The 18,823-nt window shown below is 59.3% G+C and carries 15 protein-coding genes; all 15 read left to right on the plus strand.

What is annotated here, in order from left to right; translation table 11 throughout:
* Window positions 1–7 precede the first annotated feature (7 nt).
* The 15 genes from tssE to CKW23_RS16625 all read left to right on the plus strand — a co-directional run bounded on the left by tssE (window position 8) and on the right by CKW23_RS16625 (window position 18,819).
* Window positions 8–415: a type VI secretion system baseplate subunit TssE gene (tssE, locus tag CKW23_RS16555; protein WP_025260184.1), complete on the plus strand. Its 408-nt coding sequence runs from the start codon at window positions 8–10 to the stop codon at window positions 413–415.
* Between the two features lie 10 nt (window positions 416–425).
* The gene (locus CKW23_RS16560; protein ID WP_095067987.1) at window positions 426–1,925 is read left to right on the plus strand and encodes a PAAR domain-containing protein; all 1,500 of its coding nucleotides are present in this window, start codon (window positions 426–428) and stop codon (window positions 1,923–1,925) included.
* Entirely contained in the window at window positions 1,918–2,301 is a 384-nt protein-coding gene (locus CKW23_RS16565; protein WP_095067988.1) for a hypothetical protein, read from the plus strand. Before CKW23_RS16560 ends, CKW23_RS16565 begins: the two co-directional genes overlap by 8 nt.
* A 127-nt stretch (window positions 2,302–2,428) precedes the next feature.
* The gene (gene tssF, locus CKW23_RS16570; protein WP_095067989.1) at window positions 2,429–4,216 is read left to right on the plus strand and encodes a type VI secretion system baseplate subunit TssF; all 1,788 of its coding nucleotides are present in this window, start codon (window positions 2,429–2,431) and stop codon (window positions 4,214–4,216) included.
* Window positions 4,180–5,187 (plus strand): type VI secretion system baseplate subunit TssG, encoded by a 1,008-nt coding sequence (gene tssG / locus CKW23_RS16575; protein ID WP_025260180.1) that lies wholly within the window; start codon window positions 4,180–4,182, stop codon window positions 5,185–5,187. Before tssF ends, tssG begins: the two co-directional genes overlap by 37 nt.
* Before the next feature lie 13 nt (window positions 5,188–5,200).
* Complete coding sequence (tssH, locus tag CKW23_RS16580; RefSeq protein WP_025260179.1) at window positions 5,201–7,855, plus strand: type VI secretion system ATPase TssH; 2,655 nt, start codon at window positions 5,201–5,203, stop codon at window positions 7,853–7,855.
* A 10-nt stretch (window positions 7,856–7,865) separates the two neighbouring features.
* Complete coding sequence (locus CKW23_RS16585) at window positions 7,866–9,383, plus strand: sigma-54-dependent Fis family transcriptional regulator (protein ID WP_025260178.1); 1,518 nt, start codon at window positions 7,866–7,868, stop codon at window positions 9,381–9,383.
* An 87-nt stretch (window positions 9,384–9,470) separates the two neighbouring features.
* Entirely contained in the window at window positions 9,471–9,611 is a 141-nt protein-coding gene (locus CKW23_RS16590; RefSeq protein ID WP_025260177.1) for a hypothetical protein, read from the plus strand.
* Window positions 9,612–9,628: 17 nt separating this feature from the next.
* The gene (tagH, locus tag CKW23_RS16595; protein WP_025260176.1) at window positions 9,629–10,825 is read left to right on the plus strand and encodes a type VI secretion system-associated FHA domain protein TagH; all 1,197 of its coding nucleotides are present in this window, start codon (window positions 9,629–9,631) and stop codon (window positions 10,823–10,825) included.
* Window positions 10,826–10,830: 5 nt separating this feature from the next.
* Window positions 10,831–11,331 carry a type VI secretion system lipoprotein TssJ gene (gene tssJ, locus CKW23_RS16600; protein WP_025260175.1) on the plus strand — a complete coding sequence of 167 codons (501 nt, stop codon included), beginning with the start codon at window positions 10,831–10,833 and terminating at the stop codon, window positions 11,329–11,331.
* 2 nt (window positions 11,332–11,333) lie between these two features.
* Entirely contained in the window at window positions 11,334–12,665 is a 1,332-nt protein-coding gene (gene tssK / locus CKW23_RS16605) for a type VI secretion system baseplate subunit TssK (protein ID WP_025260174.1), read from the plus strand.
* A 5-nt stretch (window positions 12,666–12,670) separates the two neighbouring features.
* A complete protein-coding gene (icmH, locus tag CKW23_RS16610; protein WP_025260173.1) occupies window positions 12,671–13,546 on the plus strand; it encodes a type IVB secretion system protein IcmH/DotU in 876 nt (291 codons plus the stop codon).
* 13 nt (window positions 13,547–13,559) lie between these two features.
* Entirely contained in the window at window positions 13,560–17,087 is a 3,528-nt protein-coding gene (gene tssM, locus CKW23_RS16615) for a type VI secretion system membrane subunit TssM (RefSeq protein WP_025260172.1), read from the plus strand.
* Window positions 17,087–17,815, plus strand: coding sequence for a PP2C family serine/threonine-protein phosphatase (locus CKW23_RS16620; protein ID WP_025260171.1), 729 nt, complete (start codon window positions 17,087–17,089; stop codon window positions 17,813–17,815). The genes tssM and CKW23_RS16620 overlap by 1 nt, the downstream gene beginning before the upstream one ends.
* A complete protein-coding gene (locus CKW23_RS16625) occupies window positions 17,812–18,819 on the plus strand; it encodes a serine/threonine-protein kinase (RefSeq protein WP_025260170.1) in 1,008 nt (335 codons plus the stop codon). The genes CKW23_RS16620 and CKW23_RS16625 overlap by 4 nt, the downstream gene beginning before the upstream one ends.
* Window positions 18,820–18,823: the final 4 nt, after the last annotated feature.

Consider the following 18,823-nt stretch of genomic DNA (forward strand, 5'->3'; position numbering starts at 1 on the left):
GCAACTCATGACTGGATACGGCAGCCTTTTCGAACGCCTGAATGGCGACGCGGATCAACGCGTCGGATGGAGCCGCGAGGTTTCCGCCATGTCGTCCGTGGCTGCCCATCTGGCCAAGATGCTCAGCACCCGTGCGGGCAGCGTGCAAACGCTGTCCGATTACGGGTTACCCGATCTCAATGACATGCGCCTGAGCCTGCACGATTCCTTGAGTCAGGCACGCCTGGCCATCGAAAGCTTCATCGAAGCCTACGAGCCGCGCCTGAGCAACGTGCGTGTCATTTCCCTGCCGCGTGACAACGATCAGCTTCGCCTGTCCTTCAGCATCGAAGGCCTGCTGGAAGTTGATGGTTTCAAACGTCAGGTCAGTTTCGCCGCGCGCCTGGATGGTAGCGGTCAAGTGAAGGTCAACTAAGGAGACTCCGATGTCCGGTAAACCCGCTGCACGCGTATCCGACCCGACTGCTTGCCCTGTCTCCGGCCACGGCACCAACCCGATTGCCGCCGGTTCCGGCGACGTCTTCTTCGACGGCCTCCCGGCCGCCCGCCAAGGCGATGCCTCGGCCTGTGGCGGTGCGTTGGTGGGTGATCTTGCAACAACCGTTCTGATCAATGGCAAACCGGCTGCGACCGTAGGTTCGGTGGGTAGTCATGGCAACAAGGTGACGGCCGGGTCCGGGACGGTGATTATCGGGAATACGCATACGCCGGCTCCGTTCTCCGGACTTTCCGGTGCCGCTGCTGCGGCAGTCACCGCAGTCACCGCAGTAGCAGCAGCCACTTTGGGTACGATCGTAGATGCGCTTGTGCCAACCGCCATGGCCGACGAGAAAAAAACTCAACCTGACTATCAGCTTGGCCTGAAGTCTGGCGGTAATTCGATCCTCACGCCGCTGGAGGTGCCTGACTTCGATGAACTCAAGAAGGGGGCAACAAAGAATCGTGAGTTGATCGAGTTTGTAATTGAAAACCGCAAGTCCGCCGCCGACAACGTGAAGCTGGAGGTTCTGGACGGTGAGAAACTGATTTATTCCGAGCCCAATACAGCACCATTTCTCCCTAATGGTGAGCATGCCTGGCAGTGGGACGGCTATGACAGCACGGGGATTCTCGATACCCGGGTTTTGAAAAGCCCCAACCTTAAAGTACGGCTGACAGCGACTGGGGACGGAGAAACCCAGGTTGTCGATCTGAAACTCAAGTGTTCGGCTAACGAAGTGAAATGGGTCGACGTGCGTATCGACCGTAACGCCTTGACCGTTGAAACCGTGCTGCGCCCGAGCTTCTCCGATGGCGGCAGCTGCGGTTCTACACCGGGTTTGGCAGCAACACCGTTCAGTACATTGCTGGGTTGGGCCAAGGAAGGGATTGAGCTGTATTGGTCGCGTGATGGCTCGCGTGGTGCAGGTATCGCCAGTGGCATTACGACGAACAAGGGCGTTTACAAAGTAACTGTCAAGGCAGAAGTCAATACCCTACCAAAAGCTGGCGACTTTCCGCTTATTGATTCGCTATCAGCGGACTTCGGGCGTTCGACCAGTTTGGCTATTGCCAGAAAGGTTTATCACAACGCCGGCTATGCCTATGAGCAATTAGTTACTCTCCAAGGCTTGAGCGCGTTGACTGCAATAACCTCTGCAAAAGAAGAGTTTAAGGAAACTTCTGCTCATGAATTCGGACATTTGATTCTCAACGAATATGGTGGGGGCCTGATTCCTACCTACTCATGGACGCACAAAGACTCTTCCACGCTGATGCAAAACCCGAAGGAAAATCATCCAACTCCAGAATCGGGTGAAGTGGACGTGATGCATTACTTCAGCAAATACACCGTCTTGGCCTCCGAGTTACGGAGCCGTATGGTTGCTTCCGAACAGGACGTCAAAAGCTTGCTCTGGCTGGCAAGGATTGAATTCGATGATTAAAGTCGTCGGTTCCATCCTGCTCTTTACCTCTCTAACGAGCTGTGCTGCACAGCAGGTTTACAACAACCATGTTTATGTCAAGAACCGTTGCAGCCAAACACTAGAAATGAAGATTTCCAACAGTTCCAACCTGCATTCGCTGGAGCGCAACGTAAAGTCTGAAACAGACTCCCGAGCATTGGTGGCGAGTTTTGCTTCTTATGGGGAAGATGTGATTGGACAGATTCCGGACAACTATTTTCTGACAATAAGTGATGCGACTGGCACTAAAGTGGTTGACGGTGCCAGGTTGCGGCAGTACTTGGGTAATGTAGAAAAAGTCACTGAGGGTACTCAGCGTGAGTGGACGATCAATGATGTTTCGATCTGCCCATAGTTAGCATGTTGTTGCGATTGTTTATCGCATCATCAAATAAGAACTCAGTTGCATTTTTAATGTCCATCGCATCTTGAAAAACAGCAGAACCGCTTTTTCATGAGATCCACTACCAGGCAGGTAACCCGTGTCCTTTAACCACTACTACCAAAGCGAACTCACCGCACTGCGTCAGTTGGGCCGCCGTTTCGCCGAGCGTAGCCCGGCGTTGGCGCCTTTTCTGGGGCAGGCCGGGCGTGATCCGGATGTGGAGCGGTTGCTGGAAGGTTTTGCATTCCTGACCGGGCGTCTGCGCCAGAAGCTCGATGACGAATTGCCGGAGCTCAGCCATTCGCTGATGCAGTTGCTGTGGCCCAACTATATGCGGCCGCTGCCGGCGTTCAGTATTTTGCAGTTCGATCCGCTCAAGCGTTCAGGGCCTGCGTTGAATGTCGAGCGTGATACGCCCGTCGAGAGCGTGCCCAAGGATGACGTGCGTTGCCGTTTCCGTACCTGCTACCCGACCGAGGTGCTGGCGCTGGATCTGGCGGCACTGAATTACTCGGTGAAGGGCGACGGTTCGCTGTTGAGTCTGCGCCTGGAGATGAGTGCTGATGGTCATCTGGGCGAACTGGAACTGAGCCGTCTGCGCCTGCACTTCGCCGGTGAGCGCTATATCAGCCAGATGCTTTACCTCAGCTTGTTGCGCAATCTGGAAGGCATCGAGTTGATTCCTCTGGACGGAGCCGGCAAGCCTATCAATGGCGTCAACGACATTCCGATGGCATTCAAGATACCGGGCGACCGCGTACAGCCGGTGGGTTTTGCCGAGGAAGAGGCGTTGATCCCGTATCCGCTGAACACCTTCCGCGGCTATCGCTACCTGCAGGAATACTTCGCCTTTCAGGACAAGTTCCTGTTCGTCGACGTCAACGGCCTGGATATTCTCAAAGCGCTGCCGCAAGACACCCTCAAGCAGATGCGTGGCCTGGAACTGCGTTTCGATATCCGTAAAAGCGGCATCCAGCGCCTGCGTCCGACCCTGGATAACGTGAAGCTGTTCTGCACGCCCATCGTCAACCTGTTCAAGCACGATGCGCTGCCGATCCGTCTCGATGGCAAACAGGACGAGTACCTGCTTCTGCCAGCGGAATACGATCTGGAAAACTGTGGTGTGTTCTCGGTAGAAACCGTGACCGGCTGGAAGCCCGGTGGCCTCGGTTATCAGGAGTACGTGCCGTTCGAGTCTTTTGAACATGACCCGAGCTTCGATGTGCCCAATAGCCGTCCGCATTACAGTATCCGCCAGCGTTCATCCTTGCTGCATCACGGCCTGGACACTTACCTGAGCTTCGGTATCCGTCATACCGAAGCCCACGAAACCCTGTCTATCGAGCTGATGTGCACCAACCAGAACCTGCCGCGCAAGCTCAAGCTCGGCGATATCTGCGTGGCCTGTGAAGAGACGCCGGAGTTCCTGAGCTTTCGCAATATCACCCCGGCCACGTCGAGTTTTGCGCCGCCGCTGAACCGTGACTTCCTGTGGAAGCTGATCAGCAACATGTCGCTTAACTATTTGTCCCTGGCCGACGTCAATGCACTGAAGGTGATTCTGGAAACCTACGACCTGCCGCGCTACTACGACCAGCACGCGGAAAAGGTCAGCAAGCGCCTGCTGGGCGGGCTCAAGTCGATCAAGCATCAACACGTGGACCGGTTGCACCGTGGTCTGCCGGTACGCGGTCTGCGCACCGAACTGACCATCGACCCGGAAGGGTATATCGGCGAAGGCGACCTGTTCGTGTTCGCTTCGGTTCTCAACGAGTTTTTCGCGCTTTACGCCAGTCTCAATTCGTACCATGAGCTGCGGGTAAAAAGCACACAGGGAGAGGTGTACCAATGGACACCACGTATGGGCCTTCAGCCCCTGCTTTAAGCGGGCTGACCCGAAGTATACGAGAGTACTCGCTGTTTCAGGCCGTGCTGCTGGTCATCGACCGGCTGCGCGAGGCGCACCCGTACCTGAGCGAGGACGACCTGTACGACCAGCTGGAATTCCAGGCCAACCCGAGCCTGGGTTTCCCTGGCAGTGACGTTGATCGCGTGGAGTTTTTTGAAGAGCACGGGCAAATGCGAGCGCGCATGCGCTTCAACCTGATCGGTCTGGTGGGTTCCGGTTCGCCGCTGCCTGCGTTTTATGGCGAACAGGCGCTGGGCGACAGCGAGGACGGCAACCCGACCCGCAATTTCCTCGATCTGTTTCACCATCGTCTGCAACGGCTGATGCTGCCGATCTGGAAAAAATACCGCTATCGGGCCAGCTTCGAAAGCGGCGCGGTCGATGCGTTTTCTTCGCATCTTTTCGCCCTGATCGGCCTTGGTGGTGAAGAGATCCGGCGCGCCAAGGAACTGAACTGGAAGCGCCTGCTGCCATATCTGGGCTTGCTCAGCCTGCGTGCTCACTCGGCAGCATTGATCGAAGCGGTGCTGCGTTACTACTTCAAGCACGCCGAACTGACCATCGAGCAGTGCATCGAGCGTCGGGTGGAAATTCTCGACGAGCAGCGCAATCGTCTGGGTTGCGCCAACAGCATGCTCGGGGAAGACCTGGTGCTGGGTGAACATGTACGCGACCGCAGCGGCAAGTTCCGCATTCACATTCGCGAGCTCGACTGGCAGCGCTTTCACGAGTTCCTGCCAATCGGTTTCGGCTACCAGCCGCTGTGCGCGCTGGTGCGGTTCACCTTGCGTGACCCGCTTGATTACGACATTCGCCTGGTACTGCGCCAGGAAGAAATACGCGAACTGCGCATCGGTGAACAAAACGCCTGTCGCCTGGGATGGACCAGTTGGCTCGGCCGCGAAAAAGCGGACGGTGTGGTAACCCTGGGCAGCAAAACTCATTAAGGACAGATGACCCATGATCAACGTAGACCTGCAACAACTTATTCAGGCACTGGACGCCGAAACCCGTCGTGATCTGGAACGTTCGGCCGAGCGCTGCGTTGCCCGTGGCGGTAGCAAAATCCTCGTCGAAGACTTGTTGCTGGGCCTGCTGGAACGTCCCCAAGGCTTGCTCGCGCGCGCTTTGCAGGATGCCGAAGTGGATGCCGGTGAACTGAGCGCAGCCTTGCAGTCGCGGGTCGAGCACAGCGCTTCGCGCAACCCGGTGTTCGCGCCGGAGCTGGTGCAATGGCTGCAGGATGCGCTGCTGGTTGCCAACCTTGAGCTGGGCCAAAGCCAGGTCGAGCAGGCCGCACTGATCCTGGCACTGCTGCGCAACCCGATGCGCTATGCCGGTAGCCGCTACCAACCATTGCTGGCCAAGTTGAATGTTGAACGTCTGAAAGAGTTCGCTCTGTCCCAGAAAGAACAACCGGCCAGCGGAAAACCGGCAGTGCAGGGCGAGTCGCTGCTGGAGCGCTTCACCCACAACCTGACCCAACAGGCTCGTGACGGCAAACTTGATCCGGTACTGTGCCGTGACGGCGCTATCCGTCAGATGGTCGATATTCTGGCCCGTCGCCGCAAGAACAACCCGATTGTGGTCGGTGAAGCCGGTGTGGGTAAAACCGCCATCGTCGAAGGTCTGGCTTCGCGCATCGCCGCGGGTGAAGTGCCACAAGTTCTCAAGGGCGTAGAGCTTCTGTCCCTGGACATGGGCCTGTTGCAAGCCGGTGCCAGCGTCAAGGGGGAGTTTGAACGACGCCTCAAAGGTGTGATCGACGAAGTCAAAGCCTCGCCAAAGCCCATCATCCTGTTCATCGACGAAGCCCACACGCTGATTGGCGCAGGCGGCAATGCCGGTGGCTCCGATGCAGCCAACCTGCTCAAGCCGGCACTGGCCCGTGGCGAGTTGCGTACCATCGCCGCCACCACTTGGGCGGAGTACAAGAAGTACTTTGAAAAAGACCCGGCCCTGGCCCGTCGTTTCCAGCCGGTGCAACTGCACGAACCGACTGTCAGCGAAGCCGTGACCATCCTGCGTGGCCTGGCTCAGGTTTACGAGAAGAGCCACGGTATCTACCTGCGCGATGACGCCGTGGTGTGTGCCGCCGAGTTGTCTGCCCGTTATCTGGCAGGCCGCCAGTTGCCGGACAAGGCTGTCGATGTTCTCGATACCGCATGCGCCCGTGTGCGTATCAGCCTGGCCGCGGCTCCTGAGAGCCTTGAGCGCCTGCGTGGCGAGCTGGCTGAAGGTGGCCGCCAGCGTCAGGCGCTGCGCCGTGATGCCGAAGCCGGTCTGCTGATCGACCATGAAGCCCTTGATGCACTGGAAGCCCGACTGGAGGAAGCCCAAAGCGAAATGAGCGCTCTGGAAAGCCAGTGGACCGAACAGAAGCAACTGGCCGAGCGTCTGCTGGAACTTCGTCAGCAACTGGCCAAGGCCCGTGAAGCCGCAGCGGTCGAGCCGACCATCAGTGTCGAAGAAGACGCCGAAGGCACGGTCATCGAAACCCTGAGCAATGAAGCCGACGAAGCCCTGAGTGTCGAGACGCTGGAAGCCGAGTTGAACCAGACCCATAGCGCCTTGACCGCCGCCCAGACCCAGGAGCGTCTGGTCAGCTTCGAAGTCTGCCCGCGTCTGGTGGCCGAAGTGATCAGCGCCTGGACCGGTGTGCCGCTGTCGCAACTGGCCCGTGAGCACAATGCCAAGGTCACGAGTTTCGCCGTTGACCTGCGTACCCGCATTCGTGGTCAGGAACAGGCCGTACATGCGCTTGATCGTTCGATGCGCGCCACGGCTGCGGGCCTGAACAAGCCGGACGCACCGGTGGGCGTGTTCCTGCTGGTCGGTCCTAGTGGTGTCGGCAAGACCGAAACCGCGCTGGCGCTTGCGGATTTGCTGTACGGCGGTGATCGTTTCATCACCACCATCAACATGTCCGAATTCCAGGAGAAGCACACTGTTTCCCGCCTGATCGGTGCTCCACCGGGCTATGTCGGTTACGGCGAAGGCGGCATGCTCACCGAAGCCGTGCGCCAGAAGCCTTACTCCGTGGTGTTGCTCGATGAGGTCGAGAAGGCCGACCCGGACGTGCTCAACCTGTTTTACCAGATCTTCGACAAGGGCGTGGCCAACGACGGGGAAGGGCGTGAGATCGACTTCCGCAACACCCTGATCCTGATGACCTCGAACCTGGGCAGCGACCGTATCGCCGAACTGTGCGAAAACGGCGAGCGTCCGTCTGCCGAAGTGCTGGAAGAAACCATCCGCCCAGTCCTCAGCAAGCATTTCAAGCCGGCGCTGCTGGCCCGTATGCGCGTCGTGCCGTATTACCCGGTCGGCGGCCCGGTGCTGCGCGAGCTGATCGAGATCAAACTCGGTCGTCTGGGCGAGCGCCTGAACCGTCGCCAACTGGAGTTCACCTGGTGCCAGAACCTTGTGGATCACCTGTCCGAGCGTTGTACCCAGAGCGAAAGCGGTGCGCGCCTGATCGATCACTTGCTGGATCAGCACGTTCTGCCGCTGGTGGCCGACCGCCTTCTGGATGCCATGGCCACCGGTGAAAGCCTCAAGCGGGTTCACGCCACGCTTGACGGCAACGCCAGTGTGACGTGCGAGTTCGCCTGAGGTGGGTGTGATGTTCACTCAGGTGCCTCAGCCACTGGCCTATGCCGAAGCGTTGCTTGCGCAGTACGCTGAACTGTCGCGGGCGGCCAGCGGTGCCGATCTGCTGGGTGGCTTTGTGCGCGGGCTGGCCGGACTCAGCGGTTGCGAGCTGACTCAGCTCTACCTGCTGGATGCCACCAACACCTGCCTGGGCATGAATGCCGAGTGCCTTGATGGCATCCTGCAACCACGGGAAGCGGCGAGCTTGCCGGTTGATTACAGCGACGAACAGTTGCTGCAGTTCGCCCTGAGCCAGAATCGTGTGCTGTTCCTCAGTGAACTGAGCGGCAGCCTGCATGAAACCAGCTTCCTGCCGGCACAGGCCACGCCATGGCAGTCGCTGCTGTGTGTCCCCATGGTCACCCATCAGAAATCCGTCGAAGGCGTATTGTTGTGCGCGAGCCGTCGGCATGTCGACCTGCAAGGTTTTGCCGACTCACTCGGGCAGCTTGGCTCGTTTGTACTTGGCCAGTTGCATCTGATGCAGCGCCTGCGTCAGCCCACGGATGAGCTGCCCGTTGCATCGGCCCGCGTGCCCAATGCCAGCGATTACGGTCTGATCGGCAAAAGCGCAAGCATGCGCCGTACCTACTCGATGATCAGCAAAGTCCTGCACAGCCCTTATACCGTGCTGTTGCGCGGCGAGACGGGGACGGGCAAGGAAGTGGTCGCACGGGCGATTCATGACTTCGGCCCGCGCCACTCGAAGGCATTCATCGTGCAGAACTGTGCGGCATTCCCTGAAAACCTGCTCGAAAGCGAGTTGTTCGGCTATCGCAAGGGCGCATTCACCGGTGCTGACTTTGACCGTGAAGGGCTTTTCGACGCAGCCAATGGCGGCACCCTGTTGCTCGACGAAATCGGCGACATGCCATTGGCCCTGCAAGCCAAGCTGCTGCGCGTCCTGCAGGAAGGCGAGATTCGGCCGCTGGGTTCCAACGAGACTCACAAGATCGACGTGCGTATCATCGCCGCCACGCACCGGGACCTGTCGGTGATGGTCAGTGAAGGCACATTCCGCGAGGACTTGTACTACCGCCTTGCGCAGTTTCCTATCGAACTGCCGGCTTTGCGTCAGCGCGAAGGCGACATTGTCGACCTGGCTCGGCACTTTGCCGACAAGACTTGTGCATTCCTGCAGCGTGAGTCGTTGCGCTGGTCGGATTCGGCACTGACTCACCTGTCCAGTTATGCCTTCCCCGGCAACGTTCGCGAGCTCAAGGGCCTGGTCGAACGTGCCGTGCTGCTGTGCGAGGGCGGTGAGTTGCTGGCCGAACACTTTTCCCTGCGCACAGAAGCCATTCCTCTGGACAGCAGCCTCAATCTGCGCGAGCGCCTGGAACAGGTAGAACGTTGCATGCTCCTCGATTGCCTGCGCAAGAACGATGGCAACCAGACTCTTTCCGCGCGTGAACTCGGCTTGCCGAGGCGCACGCTGCTTTACCGCCTTGAGCGCCTGAATATCAATCTGGGTGATTTCAATGGGTAGGCAACAACACTCTTTTCCAATTCATCCGCTTCTAACAGCGCCCTCCGAAAGGTCCGGCGCTTTGTGCTTACTCCTGGAGACCCTCTGATGTCTGTTCGTCACTGGCAAGCCTTCCTGCTGACACTTGTCGTTCTATGCGGCCTTGGCGGCTGCAGCGGCAATTACAAATTCAACGACAACACCTATCGCCCATTGGGTGATCCTCAGGCGGTCAATCGCGGCAAGTGACCGCAAGGAGCATCATCATGGAACTGGTTTTCGAAATGCTTAACACCAAGCAGTTCGTGCCCACGGAGTTGTGCCAGAAGACCTTCAAGCAGGCTGGTGGCGTGATTGGTCGGGGAGAGGACTGCGACTGGATCATCCCGGACCGCAAGCGTCATTTGTCCAACCATCACGCGCTGATCAGCTATCGCGAGGGAACGTTTTTCCTGACCGATACCAGCAGCAACGGTATTCAGGACAGTGCCAACGGCGCGCGTCTGCGCAAGGGTGAAGCCGTACGTATCGAACACGGCAGTGTGTATGTCCTGGGTGACTTCGAGATTCGTGCGCGGCTGGTTCGTGACCCGGCCACTTTCGACGTGGAAGTCGGTCGTCCACAAGCGGCAGGCAGCATCATCCCTGACGATGCTTTCCTCGACCTGGACCCGCTGAACGCCCTTGACCAGCAGGAGCGTGTCTATTCGGAAATCGAGGAGTTGATCTCCCCGAACACCGCTATCGATGATGGACGGCAGCGTGCCGACTATGCCCGCATCGATATGGAAAGCCTGTTGGTGCCGGAACTGGTCGAGGTTGCGAAAAAGCCTGAACCTGCGCCCGCACCGCCACCGGTCGAGCGTCAGTCCGAGGCTTTCTGGGACAAGTTTGCTGTGGCTCTGGGGGTTGACCTCAAGGATCTCGATCACGATGCAAAAGAGGCACTGGCGCTCAATGCAGCCCGTTTGCTCAAGCAAAGCATCGGCGGTCTGCAACAGAGCCTGCGCACCCGCAGCGAGCTGAAAAACGAATTACGCCTGGCGCAGACCACGGTTCAGGGCAGTCAGAAGAACCCGTTGAAGTTTGCCGTCGATACTCGTGAAGCACTGGGCATTCTGTTGCAGCCAGGCAAGCCTGGGCAGTTGCCGGCCGAGCAGGCGATATCCCGCGCATTCCGTGATCTGCAGGCGCATCAGGTGGCTTTGCTGACCGCCAGCCGCGCCGCAGTTCGCGGCACCCTGGAACACTTCTCGCCGCAACAGCTCACCCTGCGTTTCGAGCGCGACAACAAACCGCTGATTGCCACGTCCGGCAGTCGCTGGAGAGCTTACGGGCGCTATCACCAGGCGCTGCGCCAGGATGATGACTGGAGCGAGCGTTTGATGGCCCGCGATTTCGCCCAGGCCTATGAAGAGCAGATTCGCCTGATTTCCACCCTCCACACCGATCACCAAGGATGATGCGCATGTCTCGCCGTATGACTGCTTTCTCTAAAACGCTGGCTGCGCTGACCGCCCTGGTGGTGCTGGCCGGCTGCTCAACGCTTTCGCCGTACTCCCATCTCACCAAGCTCAACCTGAAGCTGACGGCCAGTGATCGTTTGAACCCGGACCTCAACGGCCGTCCGTCACCGATCGTGGTACGCCTGTTCGAGCTCAAGCACCCGGTGGCGTTCGAGAATGCGGACTTCTTCAGCCTTTATGAGCGCGCCAAGGAGTCCCTGGCTCCGGACATGGTGACCAGCGAAGAGCTGGAGCTGCGTCCGGGTGAAACCGTCGAACTCAAGCTGACTGTGGGAGAGGGTAGCCGTTACGTCGGTGTCCTCGCGGCCTACCGCGACCTGCCGGAAACCAGATGGCGCTACACGCTTCAAGTTACTCCGCTGGCACTCACCGATGCCGAACTGGTTCTTGATCAGAACGGTATTCGCAACACCAATGAATCGCTCGCCAAGGCAGTCGACTGACCATGAACTCTCATAAAGTCATTTGGCAGGAAGGCATGTTGCTGCGTCCGCAGCACTTCCAGCACAACGATCGCTACTACGATCACCAGATGAAGACCCGCACCAAGCTGCTGGGCAGCTACACCTGGGGCTTCCTCAATCTGGACATCGACCTGCAGTTCCTCAATATGGGCAAGCTGGTGGTCAGTCAGGCCTCGGGGATTCTGCCGGACGGCAGCCTGTTCGAGCTGGGCGGCAACACGGAGCCGCTGGCTCTCGACGTGCCACCCAATACCGGTAATACACCGGTCTATCTGGCACTGCCGCTGGTGACCGGCAATCACATCGAGGCTCGTCGTCCGGAGCAGTCCGACGTGCTGGCGCGCTATACCGCGTACGAAGCCGAAGTGGCCGACTCCAATGCCGGCGACGACTCCGCCAGTCAGGTCAGCTGTGGTCGTCCCGATTTCAAACTGTTGCTCGGCGAGCAGCAGAGCGATCAGGCCTACGTGAAGCTGAAGATCTGCGAAGTGCTCGATACGACGCCGGACGGCGTGATCAGCCTCGACCCGGACTTTGTGCCGACTTACATCCAGGCGCACGCTTCCAGCTACCTGCTGTCATGCCTCAAGGAAGTCATCAGCATGCTCAGCCACCGGGGCGACACCATCGCCGACCGGATTCGCTCCAACGGCAAGGTGGGTGGCGCTGAAGTCGGCGACTTCATGATGCTGCAACTGATCAACCGCACCGAGCTGCTGCTGCGTCACTATCTGGGCCTGGAGCAGGTTCACCCGGAAGAACTGTACCGCACGCTGCTGACCATGCTTGGCGATCTGGCGACCTTTTCCAGTGACAGCAAACGCCCACGCCTGGACAGCCGTTATCAGCACAGCGACCAGGGCGCGAGCTTCCGCAAACTGATGGAGGCGATCCGCCAGGTGTTGTCGATGGTGCTGGAGCAGCATGCCATCGAGTTGATTCTGCAGGCGCGCCAGTACGGCATCATTGTCTCGCCGCTGCACGATCACACTCTGCTGGGCTCAGCCTCGTTCGTGCTGGCGGCCAGTGCCAACTGCGATTCCGAAGAGCTGCGTCATCGCTTGCCCGCGCACCTCAAGGTCGGCCCGGTGGAGCGTATCCGCCAACTGGTCAACCTGCACCTGCCAGGCATCAAGGTCAAACCCTTGCCGGTGGCCCCGCGGCAGATCGCGTTCCACTCCAACAAAACCTATTTCATCCTCGAACTCAGTTCCGAAGACCTGGCACAACTCGAGCGCTCCGGCGGCTTCGCGTTCCATGTATCCGGCGAATTCGCCGAGCTTGAACTGAAATTCTGGGCCATAAGGAACTGATCGACATGATCAAGGACACGGAATACAACCAGGACGACAAGACCGTCCTGCTCGACCGTCAGGGCCATGGGCCTGCATCGAGCCCGCTGACCGACTTCGCAGCGCCGCCACGCTTCGAGCAGCTTGAAGAGCGCATGATCTATGCAGCGCGCCTGCGCCCGGCCGAAGCGTTCAACATCAGCCTCAATTCGCTGGTGGCTGCTGGCTCCGAGCTGCTGTCTGAAGTGGTGCGACTCAAGCACAGTGACTCCCGCGAGGACCTGTACGCACTCAACGATCGACTGACGGCCGGGCTGAAACTGTTTGAAGTGCGCGCCTTGCACAACGGTGCCGAGAGCAGTCAGGTAATGGCTGCCCGTTATGTGCTGTGCACTGTGGTAGATGAAGCGGTTGTGACCACGCCCTGGGGCAACGAAAGCGAGTGGTCGCAGATGAGCCTGCTCAGCAGCTTCCACAATGAAACCTTCGGCGGCGAGAAGTTTTTCCAGTTGCTGGATCGCCTGTCGAAAAACCCGGTCAAGCATCTGCCCATGCTGGAACTGATGTACCTGTGCCTGTCCCTCGGTTTTGAAGGCAAGTATCGGGTCCAGGCACGGGGCATGCTCGAGCTCGAAGGCATCCGTGACGCCTTGTATCGCCAGATCCGTCAACTGCGCGGTGATGTACCACGTGAGCTGTCGCCCCATTGGGAAGGCTTGAACGATCAGCGCCGCAGCCTGGTACGCATCGTGCCGGTGTGGATGGTGGTGCTGTTTACCTTCGTCTGCCTGGTGGTGATGTATTCCGGTTTCGCCTGGATGCTGGGCGAGCAGCGCGACACCGTTCTGCAACCTTATCAGCCGTTTGATCAGACCGCGGTTCAGCCGCAGTCGCAGCCGTAATCAGGGACGCGTGATGAAGAATTTTTTCAAGAAAGTCGGCGCATTCCTGCGCAAGACATGGGTCTGGACGCTGCTGCTGGTACTGTTTGTCGCGTTGCTGGTGTGGTTCGTGGGGCCGCTGCTGGCGGTCAATGACTACAAGTTCTGGGAAGGCTCGACCTCCCGCCTGCTGACCATCAGCGTGCTGTTCCTGATCTGGGGCCTGACCATGGTCTTCGTCAGCTGGCGCGCCGGTGTTCGCAAGAAAGCGATGGAAGAGAGCGAAGACGGCCAGGATCGTCTCCGCCGCGAAGAGCAGATCGACGAAGAACAGAAAGAGTTGAAAGTGCGTTTCAAGGATGCGCTCAAGACCCTGAAGACGTCGAGCCTGTATCGCGGCCGTAGCGAGCGCTGGCGCAGTGACTTACCCTGGTACTTGCTGATCGGGCCACAAGGCAGTGGCAAAACCAGCTTGCTGGACTTCTCCGGCCTTGAGTTTCCGATCAACAAGATCGAACGCAAGCTGACCCGAGACACCCTGGGCACCCGCCACTGCGACTGGTACTTCGCTGATCATGGCGTGCTGATCGACACCGCTGGCCGCTACCTGACCCAGCCGGATGCCGAAGTCGATGGCAGTGCCTGGAGCACCTTGCTTGACCTGCTGCGCAAGCGTCGTCGCAATCGTCCGTTGAACGGCGTGCTGGTGACCATTCCGGTGGAAACCCTGCTACAGGGCAGCGAACAGCAACTCGAAACCCTGGCTCGTCAGGTGCGTGGCCGCCTGCAGGACGTGCATCAGAAACTGCATGTGGACGTGCCGGTTTATCTGGTGCTGAGCAAGGCTGACAGCCTGCTGGGCTTTGATGAGTTCTTCGATCAACTGACTCGCGAAGAAAGCGATCAGGTACTGGGTACCAGCTTCCGCAAAGAGCAGATTGGCACCGATGTGGCTGTGCTGCGCAACGAGTTTGAAGAACTGCTGCGTCGCCTCAACAGCCAGGTGATCATGCGCATGCACCAGGAGCGTGACACCCAGCGTCGTGGCCGCATCCTCGACTTCCCGCATCAACTGGGTCAGATCGGCGAGCGTCTGTGCCTGTTCGTCGACATGGCATTCACCGGCAACCGCTACCAGCGTGCCAGCCAGTTGCGTGGTTTCTACCTGACCAGCGCGCCGCACCTGACTGCGGAAATGGACGCCACCACTGCTGGTATCGGCGCCAACCTGGGCCTGAATGCTGGCATCTTGCCAACCCTGCGCAGCGGTCGCTCGCGCTTCATTCACCACTTGCTCAGCCGGGTGATTTTCCCTGAGGCCGATCTTGCGGGTCTGGACAAACGCGAACGCAGCCGCATCCATTGGGGCCAACGTGCGCTGTACGTGGGCGCACTGGCAGCACTGGGACTGTTCGGCCTGCTTTGGGCAAGCGGTTTCTCTGCCAACTATGAGCGTCTGGAAAACCTGCGCAACCTTGCTCAGACCTGGACCCAGCAACGCTCGGCTCTCAGCACCCGCGATGATGCCATGGCAGCGCTCAAGACCCTGGACACCAGCTACGCCGCTACCCAGGTGTTCCCGGCAAAAGACGATGTGAGCTACCACGAACGCGGTGGTCTGTATCAGGGTGAAGTCGTCAACCCGGTCGTCAAGGACGCTTACGATCGTCAGCTCGAAGAACAACTGTTGCCACGGGTCGCAACCCTGCTGGAAGGCCAGGTGCGTGCCAACACCAAGGACCGCGATCGCCTGCTCAACAGCCTGCGTGCGTACCTGATGCTGAACATGAAGGACCGTCGTGACGAGCAATGGCTCAAGGACTGGGTCGCGACAGAATGGTCCCAGCGTTACAGTGGCAACACTGCCGTACAGAACGGCTTGAACAGCCACTTCGAGCGTTTGCTCAAGCAGCCGTTCGTTTATCCCCTGGACGAGCAACTGGTGGCTCAGGCGCGTCAGATTCTGCGCAGCGAGTCCCTTGCCAACGTGGTCTACCGCATGCTGCGCGAACAGGCTCGCAACTTGCCGGAATACCGTCTGGACCAACACCTGGGACCACAAGGCTCGCTGTTTGTCGGCACCGACTACGTGATTCCGGGCTTCTACACCCAACAGGGTTACCAGCAGTATTTCTCGGTACAGGGCTCGATGCTGGTCAGCGATATCCTGCGTGACAACTGGGTATTGGGTGAAGGCTCTGGCCTGAGCAGCATGGATTTGCGTCGCCTGATGGTTGAGCTGGAGCAACTGTATTTCCGTGACTACGCCAACTATTGGGGTGAAGCGGTAGGCCAGGTTCAACTGCCGGCCATCAACGACTTTGGCGAGGGTGCCGAGCAACTGGCAGGCCTGACGTCAGCCAACTCACCGGTCATCCAGATGCTGGTGGAAGTGCGTGAAAACACCCGCTTCCCGGTGGTCGCGGAAACGGCAGAAGAAGCCGCTGCAGCTGCCGCGCAACTGGCCGACAAGGGCGGAAAACTCGGCAAGGTAGCAGCCGCTGCAGCAGGCAATGCGTCTGATGCTCTGGCGAAGAAACTGCCGGATACTGCACGCAAATCCCTGCAGAGCCGCTTTGAACCGCTGCACCGTTTGCTGGATGACAACAACGGCCCGACCGCTGACCTGACGCCAGCCCTGGCAGCCCTCAACGAACTGCAAATGCAGATGGCCAGCCTGGCGCGCTCCAGCTCTCCGGATCAGGCCGCGTTCGAGCTGGCCAAGAACCGCATGGGTGGCCAGCGTGATGCGCTGAGCAACCTGCGCACTGTATCCAGCCGTCTGCCGCGTCCGGTGGGTGTGTGGTTCAACGTCCTGGCTGAAGACACATGGCGCCTGGTGCTGCGTGATTCCTATCAGTACCTGAACCAGCGTTATCAGAACGAGCTGTACAGTTTTTACGGCAAGGCGATCAACCAGCGTTATCCGTTCAACGCGCACAGCGCCAGCGACGTGGCAATCAGCGACTTCCGTGAGTTCTTCAAGGCTCAAGGTATTGCCGATCGCTTCTTCGACAGCTACATGCGTCCATTCGTCAGTGGCGATCCGGGTAACTACCGTATGCGCACTGTCGACGGTTACAGCCTGCCGGTCTCCAAGGTCTACCTCGACCAGATGGCGTCTGCACTGGTTATCCGCCAGAGCTTCTTCGCCGATAACCCGGCCGAGCCGCAAGTGCAGTTCAAGCTGGAGCCTTACACCCTGGACCCGGCAGTCAGCCGTTCCGAGTTCAAGCTGGGCGACAAGACCATTGAATACCGCCATGGCCCGATCGTGCCTGTGTCGTTCAAATGGCCAACCGATGCCGAAGACGGGCGCACCAGCCTGGTACTCGACAGAATGGTCGGTCGCCCGCTGGGTATCGAGAAGAACACTGGCCCATGGTCACTGTTCCGTCTGTTCGACCTGATGCAGACCGAATACCTGACAGGGCGTGACGTATTGGTGCTCAAGGCCGACGTGGGTGGCCTGCGCGCCAACTACCTGCTGACCAGCCAGCGCACGCCGAACCCGTTCGACATGGGCGTGCTGCGTACCTTCCGCATGCCGGTGCAGCTCTGATGCTGGTAGCCAGCCCATGGCGCAGCGCTGCGCGCACCGATGCCGGCAAGGTTCGGGCGCGCAACGAAGATGCTTTTCTGGACTCCCCACAGCATGGGCTGTGGGTGGTCGCAGACGGGATGGGCGGTCATCAGGGGGGCGATATCGCCAGCCAGTTGATCGTCGCCAGCCTGGCGGAATTGCCGGTGCAGAATGATTTCAACGAACGACTCAAGGACATACGCCAGTGCCTGCACTGGCTCAATCGCCGTTTGGGGCAAGAGTTGACTGTCACCGCCGGACGCCACGACAGCATCATGGGCAGCACCGTTGTGGCGCTGCTGGTGGAGGGTAATCGTGCGGCCTGCATCTGGGCCGGCGATAGCCGCTGCTATCTGTGGCGCGGTCAGCGTCTGTATCAGTTGTCCAGGGACCACTCGCTGCAGCAGCAACTGATCGACGAGCAGAAAATGAGCGCGGAGCAGGCGCGGGCCTATCCTGGCGCCCATGCCCTGACTCGTGCAGTCGGGGCTGCAGAGCAACTGACCCTGGATGTACTGGAGCTGGAAGTGTATCCCGGCGATACCTTTCTGCTTTGCAGCGATGGCTTGTATCAAGGGCTCAGCAGCGATGCACTCGGCAATGCCTTGAGCCTGACTGCGCCGCAGATTGCGCTGGAGCGCCTGTTCGATGGTGCCCTGCGTGGTTCGGCACGGGACAACCTGACGGCCGTGGTAATCCGCCAATGACTGAACTCATGCGACCGATAGACGACTTGCTGGTGAGCGAGGAGCAGGACAGCAATCTGACCTACTTTGCCTTCGCCCAGTCGCACAAGGCAGACGCTGCGCCGGCGCCGACCCGTGCCAGCATCTCGGAGATGCCCGATCTGCTGGCAGGTCGTTACCGTATCGAGCGTTTGCTCGGTGCCGGTGGCATGGGCCTGGTCTATCGTGCCCGGGACTTGCTGAGCGAGCAGTTCGGCGATCCCGATCCTTATATCGCGCTGAAAGTCCTCAGCGAAGAATTTGCAGAGTCGCCGGATGCCAGCGCCTTGCTTTACAGCGAGTACGCCCTGACCCGACGCCTGCGCCACGACAACGTACTGCGCCTGCATAACTTTGAAGTGGATACTGACTGTCAGCGGGCCTTCATCACCATGGAACTCATGCGTGGGCTGACCCTGGACAAATTGCTCTGTGAGCGGCCTCTGGGGCTGCCGTGGAAAGAACTGCGTGACATCACACTGCCGTTACTCGATGCCTTGGCCTATTCCCATGCTCATGGCGTGCTGCATGGTGACATGAAGCCGAGCAACGTCATGGTCACAGAAGACGGCGTACGCCTGTTCGACTTTGGCCTTGGCCAGGCAGAGGAGGGTATCCTGCCCGGTCTGCCGCACCTGAGCCGCGAGCGATTCCATGCCTGGACACCGGGCTATGCCGCCCCGGAATTGCTCGAAGGCAAGCCACTGTCGGCAGGTGCCGATATTTTCGGCGTGGCTTGTGTGATCTTCGAGCTGGCGGGAGGCAAACACCCGTTTCGCCGTTTGCCCTCGACCCAGGCCCGTGACGAGCGCCTCGATCGTGAATTGCAAGCGCCGAAGAACTTGCCCAGACACTGCTGGCCAGCCCTGCGCGCAGCACTGGCTTTCGATGCCGGGGATCGAAGGATCACCGCCAAACAATTGCGTGACGCTTTCACCGTCACTTCGTCCTGGCAGCAGCGTCTGATGCCTTGGCGTAACGGATGACTAC

It is taken from the genome of Pseudomonas sp. Irchel 3A18, from assembly GCF_900187465.1.
Classification (GTDB): domain Bacteria; phylum Pseudomonadota; class Gammaproteobacteria; order Pseudomonadales; family Pseudomonadaceae; genus Aquipseudomonas; species Aquipseudomonas cichorii.